The 18,151-nt window shown below is 71.6% G+C and carries 17 protein-coding genes; 13 read left to right on the forward strand and 4 right to left on the reverse strand.

All coding sequences use genetic code 11. The annotated features are described in order from the left end of the window. Positions 1-149 precede the first annotated feature (149 nt). Positions 150-410 carry a hypothetical protein gene (locus tag WME96_RS21865; protein WP_437292031.1) on the forward strand — a complete coding sequence of 87 codons (261 nt, stop codon included), beginning with the start codon at positions 150-152 and terminating at the stop codon, positions 408-410. Here WME96_RS21865 and WME96_RS21870 read toward each other — a convergent pair. Next, complete coding sequence (locus WME96_RS21870) at positions 372-2,195, reverse strand: radical SAM protein (protein WP_437292032.1); 1,824 nt, start codon at positions 2,193-2,195, stop codon at positions 372-374. The genes WME96_RS21865 and WME96_RS21870 overlap by 39 nt on opposite strands. 26 nt (positions 2,196-2,221) lie before the next feature. Further along, the gene (locus WME96_RS21875; protein WP_437292033.1) at positions 2,222-3,505 is read right to left on the reverse strand and encodes a glycoside hydrolase family 1 protein; all 1,284 of its coding nucleotides are present in this window, start codon (positions 3,503-3,505) and stop codon (positions 2,222-2,224) included. 172 nt (positions 3,506-3,677) lie between these two features. On the opposite strand from WME96_RS21875, the gene WME96_RS21880 reads away from it, so the two are divergent. From WME96_RS21880 to WME96_RS21900, 5 genes are all read left to right on the forward strand, one after another. After that, positions 3,678-4,454 (forward strand): tetratricopeptide repeat protein, encoded by a 777-nt coding sequence (locus WME96_RS21880; RefSeq protein ID WP_437292034.1) that lies wholly within the window; start codon positions 3,678-3,680, stop codon positions 4,452-4,454. Then, positions 4,451-4,594: a hypothetical protein gene (locus WME96_RS21885; RefSeq protein ID WP_437292035.1), complete on the forward strand. Its 144-nt coding sequence runs from the start codon at positions 4,451-4,453 to the stop codon at positions 4,592-4,594. The genes WME96_RS21880 and WME96_RS21885 overlap by 4 nt, the downstream gene beginning before the upstream one ends. Positions 4,595-5,025: 431 nt before the next feature. Beyond that, complete coding sequence (locus tag WME96_RS21890) at positions 5,026-6,276, forward strand: zinc-dependent alcohol dehydrogenase (RefSeq protein WP_437292036.1); 1,251 nt, start codon at positions 5,026-5,028, stop codon at positions 6,274-6,276. Between the two features lie 205 nt (positions 6,277-6,481). Then, positions 6,482-7,090, forward strand: a complete 609-nt coding sequence (locus WME96_RS21895) for an N-acetyltransferase family protein (protein ID WP_437292037.1) — start codon at positions 6,482-6,484, stop codon at positions 7,088-7,090. A 74-nt stretch (positions 7,091-7,164) separates the two neighbouring features. After that, positions 7,165-8,286: a cation diffusion facilitator family transporter gene (locus tag WME96_RS21900; protein ID WP_437292038.1), complete on the forward strand. Its 1,122-nt coding sequence runs from the start codon at positions 7,165-7,167 to the stop codon at positions 8,284-8,286. Positions 8,287-8,313: 27 nt separating this feature from the next. Here WME96_RS21900 and WME96_RS21905 read toward each other — a convergent pair whose 3' ends face one another. Next, positions 8,314-9,777: a hypothetical protein gene (locus tag WME96_RS21905; protein ID WP_437292039.1), complete on the reverse strand. Its 1,464-nt coding sequence runs from the start codon at positions 9,775-9,777 to the stop codon at positions 8,314-8,316. 528 nt (positions 9,778-10,305) lie between these two features. Beyond that, positions 10,306-12,201: a phosphoenolpyruvate carboxykinase (GTP) gene (locus tag WME96_RS21910; RefSeq protein WP_437292340.1), complete on the reverse strand. Its 1,896-nt coding sequence runs from the start codon at positions 12,199-12,201 to the stop codon at positions 10,306-10,308. Positions 12,202-12,807: 606 nt separating this feature from the next. On the opposite strand from WME96_RS21910, the gene WME96_RS21915 reads away from it, so the two are divergent. The 7 genes from WME96_RS21915 to WME96_RS21945 all read left to right on the forward strand — a co-directional run bounded on the left by WME96_RS21915 (position 12,808) and on the right by WME96_RS21945 (position 18,132). After that, complete coding sequence (locus WME96_RS21915) at positions 12,808-13,602, forward strand: SAM-dependent methyltransferase (protein WP_437292040.1); 795 nt, start codon at positions 12,808-12,810, stop codon at positions 13,600-13,602. A 10-nt stretch (positions 13,603-13,612) separates the two neighbouring features. Next, the gene (locus WME96_RS21920; RefSeq protein ID WP_437292041.1) at positions 13,613-14,731 is read left to right on the forward strand and encodes a tetratricopeptide repeat protein; all 1,119 of its coding nucleotides are present in this window, start codon (positions 13,613-13,615) and stop codon (positions 14,729-14,731) included. 15 nt (positions 14,732-14,746) lie between these two features. Beyond that, on the forward strand, positions 14,747-15,043 hold the full coding sequence (locus tag WME96_RS21925) for a hypothetical protein (RefSeq protein WP_437292042.1): 297 nt from the start codon (positions 14,747-14,749) through the stop codon (positions 15,041-15,043). 110 nt (positions 15,044-15,153) lie between these two features. Then, on the forward strand, positions 15,154-16,254 hold the full coding sequence (locus tag WME96_RS21930) for a tetratricopeptide repeat protein (protein WP_437292043.1): 1,101 nt from the start codon (positions 15,154-15,156) through the stop codon (positions 16,252-16,254). Positions 16,255-16,267: 13 nt separating this feature from the next. Next, entirely contained in the window at positions 16,268-16,558 is a 291-nt protein-coding gene (locus WME96_RS21935) for a hypothetical protein (protein ID WP_437292044.1), read from the forward strand. A 104-nt stretch (positions 16,559-16,662) separates the two neighbouring features. Further along, complete coding sequence (locus WME96_RS21940; RefSeq protein ID WP_437292045.1) at positions 16,663-17,787, forward strand: tetratricopeptide repeat protein; 1,125 nt, start codon at positions 16,663-16,665, stop codon at positions 17,785-17,787. 15 nt (positions 17,788-17,802) lie between these two features. Continuing rightward, positions 17,803-18,132: a hypothetical protein gene (locus tag WME96_RS21945; RefSeq protein WP_437292046.1), complete on the forward strand. Its 330-nt coding sequence runs from the start codon at positions 17,803-17,805 to the stop codon at positions 18,130-18,132. Positions 18,133-18,151: the final 19 nt, after the last annotated feature.

Raw genomic sequence — 18,151 nt, forward strand, 5'->3', positions numbered from 1 at the left:
GGACCACCCAACGACGTCGCGCGACCTCGACTGCCGAGGTTCGCGAACGGAACACAGAGCGGCGACATTGTGCGTATCAAGGCCCACAACGCGGTGTCAATGAGCGACTCGAGGCGCCGCACGAAGTCGACATGAGATCCCTTGATCCCGTGATCCCGTGGTCCGGTGTGGAAACGCCGGTGTCGCGCGTCGACGGAAGCAGTCCTGTGGAAACGCCGATATCGCGTCCCGACGGAAACAGTCGTTCGCTCGCGTTCCGCGCGTCGCTCGCGTTCCGCGCGTCGCTCGCGTTCCGCGCGTCGCTCGCGTTCCGCGCGTCGCTCGCGTTCCGCGCGTCGCTCGCGTTCCGCGCTCGCCGCTCCCCCGCGTCGCTACGAGGGCACGACGCGGAGCCGCCCGCGCTGCGTTGACGCCTCGCGGCCGCCCGCCTCGGCCGCGCGCGCGGGCCGGGCCGCGGCCGGCGGCCACGCCGCGAAGTCCTCCGGCAGCGGCCCCGGGAGCGCGGGTTGCGCCGTCCGCTCGAGGAGCTGGAAGTCGCAGCGCGCGACAAGGTCGAGCGGCAGTCCCCGGTCCGGACCGCCCTTCGCGTACCACGCCCGCGCCGCCTGCACGTTGCGGATGAGCACCGCGTGCTGCGGATCGCGCTTCGCCGCCGCCGTGAAGTGATCCTGCATTGCCTGCCAGTCGCGCCGGGCCGCCGCGACGCACGCGAGCGCGTTGTACGCGAGCCCCGGCAGCGGATGGCCGAGCTCCAGCGCGCGCGCGGCGTGGCGCTCCGCGAGGTCGAGCTGCCCCGCGTCGAGGTAGGCGACCCCGAGCTCCAGGTGCGCCGCGTGGTGATCGCCGAGCCGCGCGAGGATCGCCCGGCGCTCCTCCACCCCCTCGCGGTAGAGCTCGCGGAGCCCCTTGTTCTTCGCGAACCAGGCGCTCATCAGCGCCGTGTCCTCCTCCGAGGCGTCGAACGGCGTCTTGAGCTCCTGGAAGTCGCCGCGGAAATAGACGTCGCGCTCGAGCCAGCCGGCCGCCTCGGCGTCGTCGAAATCGCGCGTCCCTGGGTAGATGGACAGGCACGAGAAGATGTACTGGTGCGGCCTCGCCTCCTCCAGGAACGCGAGCGTCTCCCGGAACGTCTCCGCCGTCTCGCCGCGATTGCCCAGCATCATGTAGTAGCGGACCTGGATCCCGTATTTCTTCGCGAGCTCGGTCGACTCGATGATCTTCTTGACCGTGATCTTCTTGTCGATGTTCTTCAGGATCGACGGAGAGCCCGACTCGACGCCGAGGCTCAGGCGCTGACAGCCGGCGAGGCGCATCTCCCGGAGCAGGTCCTCGCCGAGCACGTCGACGCGCGTGTCGCAGCTCCACAGAAACGAGATCTTGCGCTCGCGGATGCCACGGCAGATCTCGATGACGCGCTTCCTGTTCGTCGTGAAGGTGTCGTCCTTGACCTGGACCATCTTCACGGGGAGCTTGTTCACGGCCGCCTCGAGCGAGTCGAGCACGTAGGGCACCGACTGGCCGCGGAAGCCGCGGCCCCAGGTCGCCTCGGCGCCGCAGAAGGTGCAGGCCCAGGCGCAGCCGCGCGAGGTCATCACGATGTGCGTGGCGAAGTGGTCGTGCGGCGACTCGAGCGCGTCGAGGTCCTCGATCGCGGCCCGGGGCGGGCCGAGCTCGACGCGGCCGTCGACCCGGTAGGCCGTGCCGGCGATGCCGAGCGCGGGCCGGCCGGCCTCGAGGCGGTCGAGGAGCTCCAGGAACGAGTGCTCGCTCTCCCCGAGCGCCACCGTGTCGATCTCGGGGTGATGGCGCAGCATCTCGGCCGCGAGCGGGGTGGCGTGCGGGCCGCCGACGACGATGTGCGCCGCGGGGTGGAGCCGCCGGACGCAGCGCGCGGTGAGCGCCACGCCGCGCCGGTTGGCGGTCCAGCACGACAGGCCGAAGACGTCGGCGTCGAGCTCGCGCACGATCCGCTCGACCTGCGAGAACGGGTACGACGAGAGGTTCAGCACCTTCACCTGGTGGCCCGCCCGGATCGCCTGCGCGCCCAGCGAGAAGAGCCCGTACGGGGTCTGGTGGAAGTCCGGGTCGAGGTCGCCGTCGCGGTAATCGGCCGGCGGGCCGTCGCCGCTCGTGTCGGGCGCCTCCCCGGGCGCGGGGATCTTCCAGGGCGGTGGGTAGAGCAGCGCGATGCGCATGGGTCGTGCCTCTCGGGTGCTGTCCGTCACGCGGGCGCGGCGCCGCCCTCCATCAACGCGCCGCCCACGCCGCCGGCGTCGATGCGGCGCGCGCGCGCGATCCGCGCGTACAGCTCGGCGCTCGGCCGCGGGCTGCGCTCCTGGGTCACGTGGTCGACCTCGACCAGCCCGAAGCGCGGGGCGTAGCCCTCGGCCCACTCGAAGCTGTCGAGCAGCGACCAGTGCATGTACCCGCGCACGTCGACGCCGCGCTCGATCGCCCGCGCGACCTCGGCGAGGTGCCGCACGAGGAACCGCGGGCGCTGGTCGTCGTCGGCGTCGGCGATGCCGTTCTCGGTGATGTAGATGGGCACGCGCGCGCGCGGCCACCAGGCGTCGAGCACGTGACCGAGCCCCTCCGGGTAGATCTCCCAGCCGAGATCGCTCACCTCGGAGCCCTCGGGGACGAGGCGCCGGAGGAACCCGGCGCGCGCGTGCGCGGCCGAGAAGCGGACCAGATCGCGGCTGTAGTAGTTCACCCCGAAGAAGTCGTGCAGGCCGCTGTCGCACACGGCGCGCGCGAACGCGTCGTTGAACAGCCGCTCGAAGAGCGCCGCCCACATGCGGTCGGCGAGGCGCCCGAACCGCTCCGGCTCGATGACGCGCAGGTGGTGCGCGACGCCGACCTCGATGGAGTGGCCGCGGCGGCCCGCGGCCTCGTGCATGGCGCGGTACATGGCGGCGTGGGCGCGGAAGAGGTTCTGGTGGGCGCGCACCGCCTCGACCGGCGAGCTCCGCGCCGGCGGCCAGACGCCGAGCAGGTGCGCCTGGAGGGCGAGCATGTTGGGCTCGTTGACGGTGACCCAGAGCTGGCAGAGATCGCCGAGCGCCTCGACGGCGCGCTCGGCGAAGCGCGAGAGGAGCGCCGGCAGCTCCTGCGAGAGCAGCCCGCCGCGCAGCGCGACCCAGCGCGGCAGGGTGAAGTGGTGCACGGTGACCATGGGGGTGATCCCCGCCTCGCGGTGCGCCCCGAGGACGTCGCGGTAGTGGTCCCACACGGCCGGATCGAACTCGCCCGGCTCCCGCTCGATCCGCGCCCACTCGATGGAGAGCCGGTGGGCCCCCATGCAGAGCCGCGCCTGGAGCGCGACGTCCTCGCGGAAGCGGTGGAGCTGGTCGCACGCGGCGTCCGGCGTGTCCCCGCCGCGGACGCGCCCCGGCTCGCGCGCGAACGCGGCCCAGTCGCTCTGCGCGCAGTGCCCCTCGACCTGCGTGGCCGAGCCGGCGGTGCCGAACAGGAACGCGTCCGGGAAGCGCAGATCGTCACCCATGACCCCGCATCCTACGCGAACTCGCGCCGGGCGGCTGCCTTCCGGACAGGCGCGCGGCGCGCGGCGTTCAGCGGCGCGCTGCGGCGTGGCGGGGACCACGCGGCGGCGCGGCGGAGCGCGCCGCGCGGGCGCGCGATTGCCCGGCCGGTCGGCCGCCGGTACGATCGGGGCGGTGTGCGCAGTGCGGTGCGGCGGAGCGGCGGGCGCGGTGTGGCGAGCGCGCGCCGTCGCCATCGCGCTCGCCGCGGCGCTGCTCCACGGGGCCGGGCCGGCCCGCGCGTCGGAGGCCGTCGGCGGGGCGACGGCGCAGGCGGTCGGCGGGGCGACGGCGCAGGCGGTCGGCTGGGCGACGGCGCAGGCGGCCGAGCTGACGCGCCAGGCCGGGGCGCGCGCCGCCGCCGGGGAGGCCGACGTGGCGCTGTCGCGGTACCTCGAGGCGGTCCGCTTCGACGCCACCTACGGCCCGGCGTACCTCGGGCTCGGCGCGCTGTACGAGCGGGCGGGCGATGTGCGTGAGGCGGAGCGCACGTACACGGTGGGGCTGGACCACGTGCGCGGCTTCGTCGAGGGCCACCGCGCCCGGGCGGCGCTCCGTGCGCGCGAGGGGCGGCGCGACGAGGCGATCGCCGACCTGGAGGCGGCCGTGGCGCTCCGGGGCGACGACGCGGGGCTGCTGCAGGAGCTCGCGGCCGCGTACGTCGCGGCCGGCGCGCTGCCGGCGGCGCTCGGCGTGGCGCGGCGGCTCACGGCGCTCGCCGCGCAGGCCGGCGATTCCGCCCTGGCCGCCGCCGCGAGGACGCAGGCGCGCGCCCTGTCGGTGCTGGTCGGCGAGGCCGACCCGGTGCGGGCGGGCGGCCGCGATCGCGGCCCGGTCCGGCGCGCGCTCGCGGCGTACGCGGCGTCGCCGGCGCGGGCGCAGACAGGGAGTCTGCGGCGCGAAGGGCGGTGATCGAGGCGGCGGACGCGTTCAAGGACGCGATCCCGGTCGAGGCGCTCCTCTCGGCGATCGGCGGCGCGGCGCCGGTGCATGCGCTGGCCGTCGCGTTCGACGGCAAGGTGGTCCGCGTCAGGGCCGGCGAACCGGGATAGGACGCGCACGGCGCCACGGACCCGAGGCGCGATCCGGCGGGTTCGCTCGCCCGGCCCGCGAAGCTGCTGAGCTGCTGTCGGTGCACTGCGGATGTGCTCGAGCAGCAACACGGATGAGCTCGAACAGCAGGTGAGCTGCTCTGCGGTATCCGGACACAGACGAGGCAAATTGTCACGACGTGCTCGTCGTCCACGGAGCAGCGCGCCACCGAGAGGAGCGATTCTCCGGTGTCGGGGCCGCTCTCGCGATGTTCCACCTGGCAGCTCGGTTGCTGTGACCACGCGTCGCGCAGGTCCACGCGCGACCTGGCACGGGATCGGCACAGGCAAGGCGGCGTCCAGGAACCTCGGACCTCTCTGCGGTCGCGCGCCGGGCTGCGCCTCGGCCCGCCGGCGCGCCGAGCCCCCCTGAAGGGAGAAAGCGAGCACTCATGAAGGCGGTAGTCTTTCACGGCATCGGCGACATCCGGATGGACGACATCAAGGAGCCGAAGATCAAGGAGTCGACCGACGCGATCATCCGGATCACGGCGAGCGCCATCTGCGGGACCGATCTCCACTTCATCCGCGGCACGATGCCGGGGATGGTGCCGGGCACCGTGCTCGGCCACGAGGCGGTCGGCGTCGTCGAGGAGCTCGGCGCCGACGTCAGGAACCTGAGCAAGGGCGACCGGGTGGTCGTGCCGTCGACGATCGCGTGCGGCTACTGCTCGTACTGTCGCGCCGCGTACTACGCGCAGTGCGACAACGCGAACCCGAACGGCAAGCACGCGGGCACGGCGTTCTTCGGCGGACCCAAGATGTCCGGGCCGTTCGACGGGCTCCAGGCGGAGTTCGCGCGCATCCCCTTCGCCAACGTCGGCCTCGTGAAGCTGCCGAACGGCGTCAGCGACGACCAGGCGATCCTGCTCTCCGACATCTTCCCGACAGCGTACTTCGGCGCCGAGCTCGCCGAGATCAAGCCCGGCGACACCGTCGCCGTCTTCGGCTGCGGCCCCGTCGGCCTGTTCACGATCGCGAGCGCCAAGCTCATGGGCGCGGGGCGCATCATCGCCGTCGATCAGGTCCCCGATCGCCTCGAGATGGCGCGCGCGCAGGGCGCCGAGACGATCGACTTCTCCGCCGAGGACCCGCTCGTGGCGATCATGCGCCTCACCGGCGGCATCGGCGTGGACCGGGCGATCGACGCCGTGGGCGTCGACGCCGAGCGGCCGCACGACGGCCCCGCCCACAAGGAGGCGAAGCAGCAGGCCAAGGCGTTCGACCTCGAGGTCAAGCAGATCTCCCCGGACGCGCGGACCAAGGGCGATACCTTCCGCGCCGGCGACGGCCCGTCGCAGGTGCTGCAGTGGGCCGTCCGGTGCGTGGCCAAGGCGGGGACGATCTCGGTGATCGGGGTCTATCCGCAGACGTCGCGCACGTTCCCCATCGGAGAGGCGATGAACAAGAACCTCACCCTCCAGATGGGCAACTGCAACCACAGGAAGTACATCCCGAAGCTCGTCGACCTCGTGCAGACCGGCCAGGTCGATCCCACCACGATCATCACGAAGCAGGCGCCCCTCGAGTCCGCGATCGACGCGTACAAGGCCTTCGATCGGCGCGAGGCGGGGTGGGTCAAGGTCGAGCTCCGCCCGTCGGCGGCGGGCACGCCCGCCCACCTGAACCGCGCCGTGGCGTAGCCCCCGCGCGACGCGCGGGCGGAGCTGCCTCGGGGCGGTGCCCGCCCGTGCGCGCCCGCTCGATCTGTCGAGGGCAGGCCTCGGGTGAGCCGGCGGGCGCCGGCGCGTCCGTCGGCGCCATCGCGAGGCGGGGGCCGTCCCAGCGCGAAAAGGGAATTTCCCGCTCGAACAGCGCGCGCGGCGGCCGTTAGCCTCGGAGCCCACCATGCGCTTCGAACCGCGTCGAGCCCCGCTCCGGGGCGGCCGTCACTGCATCATCCGGGAGGTCGCGCGCGAGGACGCCGCCGCTCAGCTCGAGCTCGAGCGGGCGATCGTGCGCGCGCGGCAGGGCATCGTGAAGCACGAGGACGAGCTGCCGGCGGACGCAGCCGCGTATGCCGAGCAGCGGGACCGCGCCGGGCTCACGGCGACGGACGGCTCGGCGCTGTGCCTGGCCGCCGAGCTGGAGGGGGTCGGCCTCGCCGGCGAGGTGACGCTGCTGCGGCTCAGGCCGAGGATGGTGCGCCACGTGGGCATCCTCGGGCTCGGCGTGCACCCGGAGGCGCAGGGGCTCGGGGTGGGCCGGGCGCTGCTCGAGCGGCTGCTCGAGTGGGCGCGCGCGCACCGCGACGCGGACGGGGGTCGCGTGCTGCGGGTCGAGCTCTACGTGCGGGCCGACAACGCCCGGGCGATCGCGCTCTACCGGTCGGTCGGGTTCGCGCACGAGGGGACGCGCCGCGGCTTCGTGCGCGCCGACGACGGGGCGTTCGTGGACGACCTGATCATGGGGCTCTCGCTCGCGCCGGTGGACGATGCGCGTGTCTCTCGGCGGTGAGGCGCGCGGCCGGGTCGAGGCGACCCGCGCGGCGGGCATGACGAGCGCGGGCGCGGCGGGGTAGCCTTCCCGCGATGAGCGGACGGTCTCCCGCTGCGCGCGCCGCCGACCCCGGCGCCCTCCCCGACCCCGGCGCCCTCCCCGACGCGGCCGCGCGCCTCGACCCGGACGCGGAGCCCGGCCCGGCCGATCGCGGCGCTCCTGCCGGCCGCGGCGCTCCTGCCGGCCGCGGCGATCCTGCCGACCGCGGCGATCCTGCCGGCCGCGGCGGCCCTGCCGCGGCCCGCGGCCCTGGCGGCCGCCTCGACCCTGCCGCCCGCGCTCGCGCCGCGCTGCGCGCCGGCCGCATCGCGGCCGTGACCGCCGGCGGCCTCGCCCTCGGCAAGCTCGTCGCCGGCCAGCTCGGCCACTCCATGGCCGTCACCGCGAGCGCCGTCGACTCGCTCACGGACCTCTTCGCCTCCTCGGCGAACGCCCTCGCCATCCAGCTCGCCCACGCCGCGCCCGATCGCTCGCACCCGTTCGGCCACGCGAAGATCGAGACGCTCGCGACCGCCGGCCAGGGCCTGCTCATCGGCGGCTCGGGGGTCTACCTGCTCGTCGAGGGGGTCCGGCGGCTGCTCTCGCCCGAGCCGCTCCGCCTCGCCGCGGTCACGCTCGGCGCCATGGCCGCCGCCGCGCTGGTCACCGCGGCGCTCGTGGCGTACCTCGGCCGCGTCGCCGCGCGCACCGGCTCGAGCGCCATCCAGGCCGACGCCGTCCACTACCGCACCGACATCGCGGCGAACCTCGCGGTCTTCGTCGGCGTCGCGGTCACGTACGCGACCGGCTTCACCCGGGTCGACGGCGTCCTGTCGATCGCTGTCGCCGTCTACATCCTCACCTCGGCGGGGACCCTCCTCCGCCTCGGCGTGCGCGACCTCATCGACACGAGCGCCCCCGACGAGCGCGTCCGCGCCATCGAGGCCGCGCTCGACGCCCTGCGCGTGGCCGGCGAGATCCTCGGCCACCACGCGCTGCGCACGCGGGTCGCCGGGCACACGCTGTTCGTGGACGTGCACATCGAGCTGCCGGGGGACATCCCCCTCGCCCGCGCGCACGCGACGGGCGACCGCGCGCGCGACGCGATCCTCGCCCTCGAGCCCGACGCCGAGGTGCTCGTGCACATCGACGTCGAGCGCGACGAGCCGGCGTGAGGGCGGCGCCGCCGCGCGCGACGGGGCCTACCCGCCGCAGGTGATCACGGCGTCGACCTCGAGATCGGTCGGGTCGTACGTCGTCGCCGCGTCCGGGCTCACGTGATAGCGCGTGTCGGGCTGGACGGCGAAGTCGACGTACGGCCGGAAGCCGCAGTTGCCCGCGCTGCAGCCGGTGTCGTTGATGGCGGCCTTCATCAGCGCGTCCGTCATCGTCCCGTTCCACCCCGAGCTGTGCGTGACCGTGCGGATGTGGTGACGGGTGGAGCTGGGCGCGTCGCGGTAGTAGTACTTGATCGTCGCCGGCGTCACCGTGGCGTCCCACTCGACCTCCCACACGTGGAATCCGGTGCTGGACCCGGCGTACGGGCCGAAGACGTTCCCGTTCGTGTGCAGGCTGTTCGCCCCGTCGTAGATCCACGTGGTCTGCGCCATCAGGTCGTCGTCCGAGTGGACCCCCTTGGTGAGCGGATCCCACCATTTCTCCACCAGGTCGAGCTCGCCGTAGGTATTGGTCTGCCAGCTATGGGTGTTCCTGGCCCAGAGCGCCGGGAAGTAGCCCTGGACCGGAGAGGGCATCCTGGCGCGGAAGATCATCATCCCCTTGCCGGCCGCGTGGCCTCGCTTCCCCATGATCAAGCCGCCGGAGTAGTAGTTGGTCCCCCCGGCGCACTGCCCCGGGTTCTCGGGAGAGAGGGTCGGATACGGGTCGCTGCAGTGGCGCTTCGACGCGATCTTCAGGGTGCCGCCCGAGGCCGAGACGTTGGAGGCCAGCATGTGCGTGAGCCGGATGTACTCGGCGTCAGCATTGGTGTTCTGGTTCGCGATGGTCCACTTCGTGGTGTCCACGCTGGTGCCGTCGAAGTCGTCCCGGAAGACCTCGGTGTACCCGGGCGGGCAGCTGATCGTGTCGGTGGGGGTGGTGGTGCTCGCCGCCACGGCCGTGAAGGAGAGCAGGCCCGCGGAGAAGCTGCCCCCCGGCGTGCCATAGGGGTTCGGGAGGGTGCTCTGCCCCGCCTTCCAGTAGGACGTGGTGGTGCCGCCGGCCCTGCGCGTCTTCACGGGGTTGCCGCCCGACGGCGCGAGCACCGTCACGTAGTACGTGGTGCCGCTGGTGACGCTCGGGCTGCCCGAGACGGCGCACTCGTTCCAGGCCCCGCTCGTGACGCCGGTGACGTTGCACGAGGCGACGAGCGCCCCCGGCGCGGAGCCCGACCGCGCGTAGAGCCCGAGGCGGAGGGTCGTCGCCGTGTTGGTCGCGTCGACGTAGACCTTGAGCTTGGCGACCGCCCCCGACGCGACGGCGGCGATCGGGTGGGCGTCGACCGTGCCGGCGTTCAGCGACACGGTGGTGCCGGCGACCGTCGCGGTGCCGACGAGGAGCGTCTCCCCCGCGTCCACGCCCGTGACGCCCTGCTGGTCCTGATCGAGGAGGCCGTCGGCGTCCCATGCCGCGATGTCGTCCTCCTGCGCGACACACGCAAGAGACATCGTTGCGAGCATCAGAGATGCTGTCCAGATTCTGTTGTTCAAGCACGCGCTCATTTCGCTGGCCTCTTGCTCCGCTTTTCCTGGTTCCTTTGACAATTGACACGAACGAGCCCCAAGGCTCCGCGTGTCCCCGGTGGCGGACGCCTCCCCGTCGGAACCGACGCAGACATGCTGAATTGAAGAGGCAGAAAAGCACGCAACTACAGACAACTTAACAACAGCGAACCTGCAATAGTACAACAACCCATCGCTGCCCTTGGAACGTCACGCCGGCGGGCTGGGTCTCTTCTACGGTCTGGCGGGGTCTCTTCTACGGTCTGGCGAGGTCGCTCCTACGGTCCGGCGGGTCGCTCCTACGGTCCGGCGAGGTCTCTCCTACGGTCCGGCGAGGTCGCTCCTACGGTCCGGCGAGGTCGCTCCTACGGTCCTGTGGGGTCTCTCCTACGGTCCTGTGGGGTCTCTCCTACGGTCCGAGCGCCCTGGATCTCAGGTCGGACCGCTCTGGAGCCGGCGCCCGCCCCAGCGGCGCTACGAGGCGCTCGCCCCGCCCTCGTCGTCGTGCTCGTCGTGCTCGTCGAGGTAGCGCTCGGGCGCGAGCTCCCAGCGCTCCGGAGAGCGCCAGAGCTGGGACAGGAGCAGCTCGCGCATCAGCAAGAACTCCTTGGGCAGCCGGTCGTAGAGCCGCTCGAAGAGCTCGCCGTGCGACCCGAACTCGACCTTCCACGCCTCGCGGTCGACGGCCATGAGCTGATAGAACTGCTCCTTCGAGAAGCGCTCCATGCCGCGCCACTCGAGGTCCTCGTAGCGCGGCATCCAGCCGAGCGGGCTCTCCTCGGCGAAGCCGCGGCCGTGCACGCGATCGACGATCCACTTGAGGACACGCATGTTCTCGCCGAACCCGGGCCAGAGGAAGTTGCCCTGGTCGTCCTTGCGGAACCAGTTCACCGAGAAGATGCGGGGCGGATTGACGATCTGGCGACCCATCTGCAGCCAGTGGTTGAAGTAATCGCCCATGTGGTAGCCGCAGAAGGGCAGCATCGCCATCGGGTCGCGGCGGACCTGGCCGATGTTGCCGGCGGCCGCGGCCGTCATCTCCGAGCCGATCGTCGCCGCCATGTAGACGCCGAAGCTCCAGTTGAACGACTGGTACACGAGCGGCACCGTCGTCGCGCGTCGCCCGCCGAAGATGATCGCGCTGACGGGGACGCCGTTCGGGTCGTCCCAGCGCGGATCGATCGACGGACACTGCGACGCCGGCGTCGTGAAGCGCGCGTTCGGGTGGGCCGCCTTGCGCCCGCAGTCCGGCGTCCAGGGCTTCCCCTGCCAGTCGATGAGCTCCGGCGGCGGCTCGTCCGTCATCCCCTCCCACCAGACGTCGCCGTCCGGCGTGAGCCCCACGTTCGTGAAGATCGTGTTCTTCCGGATGGTCGCCATCGCGTTCGCGTTCGACTTCTCCGACGTCCCCGGGGCCACGCCGAAATATCCCGCCTCCGGGTTGATCGCGTAGAGCTGGCCGTCGCGCCCGGGCTTCATCCAGGCGATGTCGTCGCCCACCGTCGTGACCTTCCACCCCGCGAACGCCTTCGGCGGGATGAGCATGGCGAAGTTCGTCTTGCCGCACGCGCTCGGGAAGGCCGCGGCGACATACGTCTTCTCGCCCTTCGGCGACTCGACGCCCAGGATCAGCATGTGCTCGGCCAGCCACCCCTGCTCACGCCCGAGCACCGAGGCGATGCGCAGCGCGAAGCACTTCTTGCCGAGCAGCGCGTTGCCGCCATAGCCGCTCCCGAACGACCAGATCAGCCGCTCTCCCGGGAAGTGGACGATGTACTTGTGCTCCGCGTTGCACGGCCACGGCACATCGCTCTGGCCCGGGGCGAGGGGCATGCCGACCGAGTGCAGGCACGGGACGAAATCGCCGTCTCCGAGCGCATCGAGCACCTTGCGCCCCATGCGCGTCATGATGCGCATGCTCGCGGCGACGTACGGCGAGTCGCTGAGCTCCACGCCGATGTGCGAGTAGGGCGAGCCGACCGGGCCCATGCTGAACGGGATGACGTAGAGCGTCCTGCCCCGCATCGATCCGGCGAAGAGCCGGCGCAGCGTCGCCTTCATCTCCTGCGGATCGGCCCAGTTGTTCGTGGGGCCGGCGTCCTGCTTGCGCCGGCTGCAGATGAACGTGCGGTCCTCGACGCGGGCCACGTCGCTCGGGTCGGAGCGCGCGAGGTAGCTGTCCGGGCGCTTCTCCGGGTTCAGGCGGATCAGCGTGCCCGCCTTGACCATCTGCTCACAGAGCGCGTCGTACTCCTCCTTCGAGCCGTCGCACACGTGCACGTTGTCCGGCTGGCACAGCGCGACGACCTCCGCGATCCACAGCCGGAGCTTCTCGTTGGCGATCGCCGTTCGCAGGCCGGGGATCGAGATCGGCGGAGGCGGCTCCGAATGGACCGAGTTCTGGCTGCTATGGCTGGCTGCTACGGACACTGGCGTACCCTCCTCGCTTTGTGGGTCATGTGCGCTTAGCAAGGCGCAGGCCCTGCCCGCCCTCGCGGTAATTCTGGCCGAAATCGGCCCGGTTGGCTGCATCGATTCTCCATGAGCCCGGCCGCCGCGCCGTGGTCACGCGCACCAGGTGCGCCCCGGAGCAATTCGTGCGCCGACCAAGCGCCGACGAAGCGCCGACGAAGCGCCGACGAAGCGCCGACGAGGCGCGCGCGTGACGGGCGCGCGATGCGCCCGCGTCCGCGCGATGCGGGCCGCCGTCGCGGCCGTCCCGCATGGACGATGCGGATCGCGGGGCAGGCAAGTTCGGCGCGGGCGCGCGCGAGGACAGCGGCGCGCAGGCCGGGCCGAGCGCGCCAGCGGCGCCGGCGGGGTCAACGCACGTTCGATTGATCCGGGGCCGACGTCACGTTAAGAGGGACATGAAGCCATGGGGGCCGGGGGAACGGCGATGCATCGCCCCTGCGGCCGACGCGTGGACGCCGGCACGGGGCAGAGCGCATGTCAACCGATGGATCTCTCGTTGTCGTGGGAATCGGCATCCAGTGGGCCGGCCAGACGACCCTCGCCGCCCAGCGCGCCATCCAGCAGGCGGATCGCGTGCTCTTTGCCGTGGCGGACGCGTGGGCCGCGCGCTGGGTGCGCAGCTTGAACCCGGCGGCCGAGTCGCTGCCCTACGGGAAGGGCAAGACGCCGCGGCGGTCGATCTACGCGGAGATGGTCGAGCGCATCCTCGCCGAGGTGCGCAAAGGGCTCAAGGTCTGCGCGGTCTTCTACGGGCACCCGGGCGTGCTCGCGAGCCCGGCGCACGCGGCGGTCCGGCAGGCGCGCGACGAGGGGTTCTCGGCCCGGATGCTGCCCGGCGTCTCTTCCATCGACTGCCTCTTCGCCGATCTCGGGCTGGATCCTGGCCGCGACGGGCTCCAGCTCTTCGAGGCGACCGATTTCCTCATCCGGGGGCGCGAGGTCGACGCCCGGACGCCGCTCGTGCTCTGCCAGATCGGCGGCGTCGGCTGCGCCGGCGTGTTCGACCCCTCGGACGCCGCGCGCATCCGCCGCGGACTCGAGGCCCTCGGCGAGCGCCTGCGCCAGACCTACCCGGCCGCCCACGAGGTCGTGATCTACGAGGCGGCCGCGCACCCGCTGGCCTCGCCTCGGCTCGACCGGGTGGCGCTCTCGGCGCTCTCGGCGGCTCCGGTGGACGACATCTCGACGCTGTATGTGCCGCCGGTCACACGGGCGGCCGTCGACCCGGAGGCGCTGGAGCGCATCGGCTGGGACGGCGGCGCCGGAGCCGGGGTGGATTCACCGCTTGTGCACTGACGAGGAGCTCATGACAGATCGAGGCGAAGACAGGAAAGAGAGGCGCAAGCAAAGCAAGAGCCTCGCGCACGAGGGCGAGGAACGCTGCAAGAACGGCCAGTACACCGACGCGATCCGGCTGTTCACCGAGGCGCTCGAGATCGACGGCGCGTACGCGTGGGCCTACGCCCACCGGGGCGCCGCCCGCGCTGCGCTCGACGACTGGGAGCCCTGCTGCGCAGATTTCAAGAAGGCGGTGGAGCTGAAGCCCGATTACGGATGGGCGTACGCACGCTGGGGGGAGGCTCATCGGATGCATGCGAGCCACAGGCTCGGCAGGACCGGCACGCCCCCGGACTGGCGCGAGCAGCACGCGATCATCGACCGCGCGATCGAGCTGCTCGAGCGAGCGGCCGAGCTGTCGCCGGGGAGCGCCTGGACCTTCGCCCACCGGGGCGCGGCGTACACATACAAGTACTGGCTCGAGGTGATGCCCAGGCTGGTGCCGGCCCTGGAGCTGGACAACGGCCCGGCGCCGGAGGCGCGGAGCTCCAGGGGCAGCGACGCCGCTGCGCGGGCGCTGCGGGACCTCGACAAGGCCCGCGAGCTCAATCCAAGGTACGCGTGGGTCTGCGCGTTCAAGGCATGCGTCCTTGCCCTCGTCGCGCGCGAGCAGCCCGACATGACGCCCGGGCTCCTCGAGGCGCGCGACTGCATGCTCGACGCGCTCGCGCTCGACGTCGACAAGCGGCTGCCGATCCACACCGCCGCCGCAAAGCTCCTGAGCTGCGCCGGGACTTACCGTGAGTCCATCACCTCGGCGGTCCGCGCCGTGGAGAAGAATCCGGCGGATTTCTTCTCGCGTTACTTCATCGCTGTCGGTCTCAAGCACCTGAACGACCCCCTCGCGCCGGTGGTCATCGAGCACACCCGGAAGGTGATCGAGTCCGCGAGGAGCGAGCTCGACACGATGCTTCACGGCCTGGACGTGCTCCAGGGCCGGGAGGGCGGCTGGTCCATCGCGAGCATGCGAAACAACCTGTCCGTCGAGGCCATCGCGCTCGTCGCCTTTGATCCCACGTGGAGCGCTCTCCTCACGAAGCCGCTCTCGCCGCGCGAGCGTCGAGAGCCCCGATCCAGGAACGACTGAACCACAGGAGCATGCATGGATCATCTATTCAACCTGCTCACCGAGCTGAGCATCGACCCCTTCAAGCAGGCCGCGCAGGCGGTCGACCGGTCGGCTGAGCTGCTCACCGATGAGGAGCGGGCCGGTCTGGAACAGCCGGGCTCGCCCGAGGTGCAGGCAGCGATCGCGGGCGGCGCGTGGAGCCGATGCGCGTTCGTCCTCGATCCCGGTCCTGACCCGGAACGGGAAGAGGACGAGGATTCCGACCCGGCCGACCTCCGGAACCAGAGCCCGCACGCGCTCCAGGCAGACCGGCACCACGCGGCGTGGTGATCGAGCCGCCAGGGGCGCGCGTCGCCCCCGGCGGTGCAGGAGCGCATCGGCTGGCACGGCGGCGCCGGGGCCGGGGTGGATTCACCGCTTGTGTACTGACGAGGGAGTTCATGACAGACAAGGACTGCACGAAGCGCAAGAGCCTCGCCCAGCAAGGCGAGGTGCACCGCAGGAACGGCGAGTACACAGCGGCGATCCAGTGCTTCACCGATGCGCTCGCGGTCGACGACGAGTACGCGTGGGCCTACGCCCACCGGGGCGCTGCCCGCGCGGCGATCGACGACTGGGAGCGCTGCTGCGAGGACTTCGAGGCCGCGCTGAAATTACAACCGGGATATGGTTGGGCCGTCGGGCAATGGGCGGAGGCCTTCAGGACCCACGCGATCTACAACATGTCCGGGCAGGGCTGGGATGAGCTGCACAGCCTCGTGAACAGGTCGATCGAGCTGTTCGATACGGCGATCTCGCTCTCGCCGGGGAGCGCCTGGACCTTCGCCCACCGCGGCGCGGCGTACACGTTCAAATACTGGCTCGAGCTCATGCCGAAGCTCGCCCCGAAGCTCGGCATGAGCGCCGCGCGCGCGGCGCTGACCACGGCGGGCTCTGACAAGAGCGCCGTGGAGCGGGCGAGGGAGAGCCTCGACAGGGCGTGCCAGATCAACCGGCGTTACCCGTGGGCGCACGCCTTCAAGGCGATCCTCCTGGGCCTGGTCGCCAGCGAGAAGCAGGGGACGGCGGAGGATTACGACGAGGCGTGCCACGCCTTGCTCGCGGCGCTCCTGCTGGACGTCAACCATCGGCTCGTGCTCGATCGCCCGCTCGCGACGATCCTGCACCGCGCCGGAGACTTCGAGCGCTCCGTCGCGATCGGGACGTCCGGCCTCCAGAAGGATCCGGAGGATATCGTCTCGCGCTACCTCGTCGCCGTCGGGCTCAAGCGGCTGGGCGACCCGCTCGCGCCGGCGGTCATCCAGCAGACGCGAAGGATGCTCGAGTTTGCCAGGTCCGAGATCCAGGTGATGCTCCTCGGGCTGGACCTGCTCGACAAGCCCAGCAGCGAGAGCACCGCGGTCGAGACGCTGTCGCGCGAGCGCCTGTCGGTCGAGGCCATCGGGCTCGTCGCCTTCGACCCCACGTGGAGCGATGCCCACGCGCTGACCGCGCAGGCCGGCGGCAGCACGACGGACCTCGCCCGCCCCACCAAGGATTGAGAGAGGAGGACTCATGGATCGTCTATTCAAGCTGTTCACCGAGCTGAGCGTCGACCCCTTCGAGCACGCCGCGTTCATGGCCGGCGGGCAGGACGCGGCGCTCACGGGCGAGGAGCGCGCCGCGCTCGTGCGATCGCGCTCGCCCGAGGCGCAGGCCGAGATCGCGGGCGGGGCGTGGAGCCGATGCGCCTGGATCGGTGATCCAGGCCCCGATCCCGACGAGGATCCCGACCCCCCGGGCCGAAAGGCGCAGGACCCGTGGACCGGATCTCGCCTCCCATACAGCGGTCGCGCGCGGATCTGAGCGGGAAGAGCGCCTGGGGCGTCGTGGAGGAGGACGATGAGGCTCTGAGACGGCGGCGCCGAGCCGGAGTGGATTCAATGCTTGTTCACTGACGAGGAGTTCTGATGACAGACCAGCAACGCAAGAGGATCAAGGCCCTCGCCCAGGAGGCGGAGGGACGCCGCTTGTACGGTGAGCAGACCACCGCGATCCGGCTCTTTACCGAGGCGATCGAGCTCGCCGAGCAGCTCAAGATCGACCACAAATACGCGTGGGCCTACGCCCATCGCGGCGCCGCCCGTGCGGCGATCGACGACTGGACAGCCTGCTGCGAGGATTTCGGCAGGGCGGTGGAGCTGAGAGAAGACTACGGATGGGCCTACGCGCACTGGGGGGACGCGCACCGGAGCCACGCGAGCTACACGCTGGCCGGAGCCAAGACGCCCGAGGACTGGCGCGAGCAGCACACCCTCATCGACCGCTCGATCCACCTCTTCGACAAAGCTGCCTCCCTGTCGCCCGGGAGCGCATGGACGTTCGCGCACCGAGGCGCGGCGTACACGTACAAGTACTGGATCGAGGTGATGCCCAGGCTGCTGTCGGCCTTCGCGCCCGAATGGGGCTGGGCGGACGTGCCCGGCGTGCGAGGCACAGAGGCGCGCTGCGCCGCAACGCAAGCGCTGAAGAGCTTCGAGAGGGCGTGCGAGCTCAACCCGCGCTACGCGTGGGCGTTCGCGTTCAAGGCGTGCCTCCTGGCGCTCATCGCGCGCGAGCAGCCCGACATGAAAGCAGGGCTCCTCGAGGCGCGCGCGTGCCTGCTCGAGGCGCTTGTGCTCGACGTCAACAAGCGGCTGCTGGTCGACCGCCCCATCGCCGAGCTCCTGAGCTGCGCCGGGCATTTCCCCGAGTCCGTCGCCGCAGGGCTCAGCGGCGTCGAGAAGAACCCGTGGGATGTCTTCTCGCGTTACTTCGTCGCGGTCGGTCTGAAAAACCTCGATGATCCCCTCGCGCCACAGGTCATCAGACAAACCCGGAAGGTCCTCGAGTCCGTCAAGAGCGAGATCAACACGATGCTTCACGGCCTGAACGTGCTCGAGGGCGGGGCGACCGATCATCCGATCGAGATTCTAAAGCAGGGCCTGTCCTTCGAGGCGCTCGCCCTCATGGCGTTCGATCCCACGTGGCGCGACATGCGAGAGCTGCCGGTCTCCCCGCGGGGCGAGCGAGGCACAAAAGGCAACAACGACTGAACGACAGGAGGACTCATGGACCGTCTCTTCGAGCTGCTCACGGAGCTGAGCATCGACCCCTTCAAGCAGGCCGCGTTCATGGCTGACCGGCAGGACGAGCTGCTCACCGACGAGGAGCGCGCTGCGCTGAGGCAGCCGGGTGCGCCCGAGGGTCAGGCCGCGATTGCGGGCGGCGCGTGGACCCGATGCGCAGGTCTCCTCGACCCCGGCCCCGACCCGGAGGAGGATCCGGACCCGCCCGACCTCCCGGACCAGCACCCTCACGCTGGCGAGGCAGCCCGGCACTCTACGGCGCGCGGATCCGGCTGCCGCGATCGCCGACCCGGTATGCGCGCGCGGATCTGAGACGAGACGACAGGGGAGA

Origin of the sequence: Sorangium sp. So ce406, assembly GCF_051474675.1 — a bacterium.
Lineage (GTDB): Bacteria > Myxococcota_A > Polyangia > Polyangiales > Polyangiaceae > Sorangium > Sorangium cellulosum_G.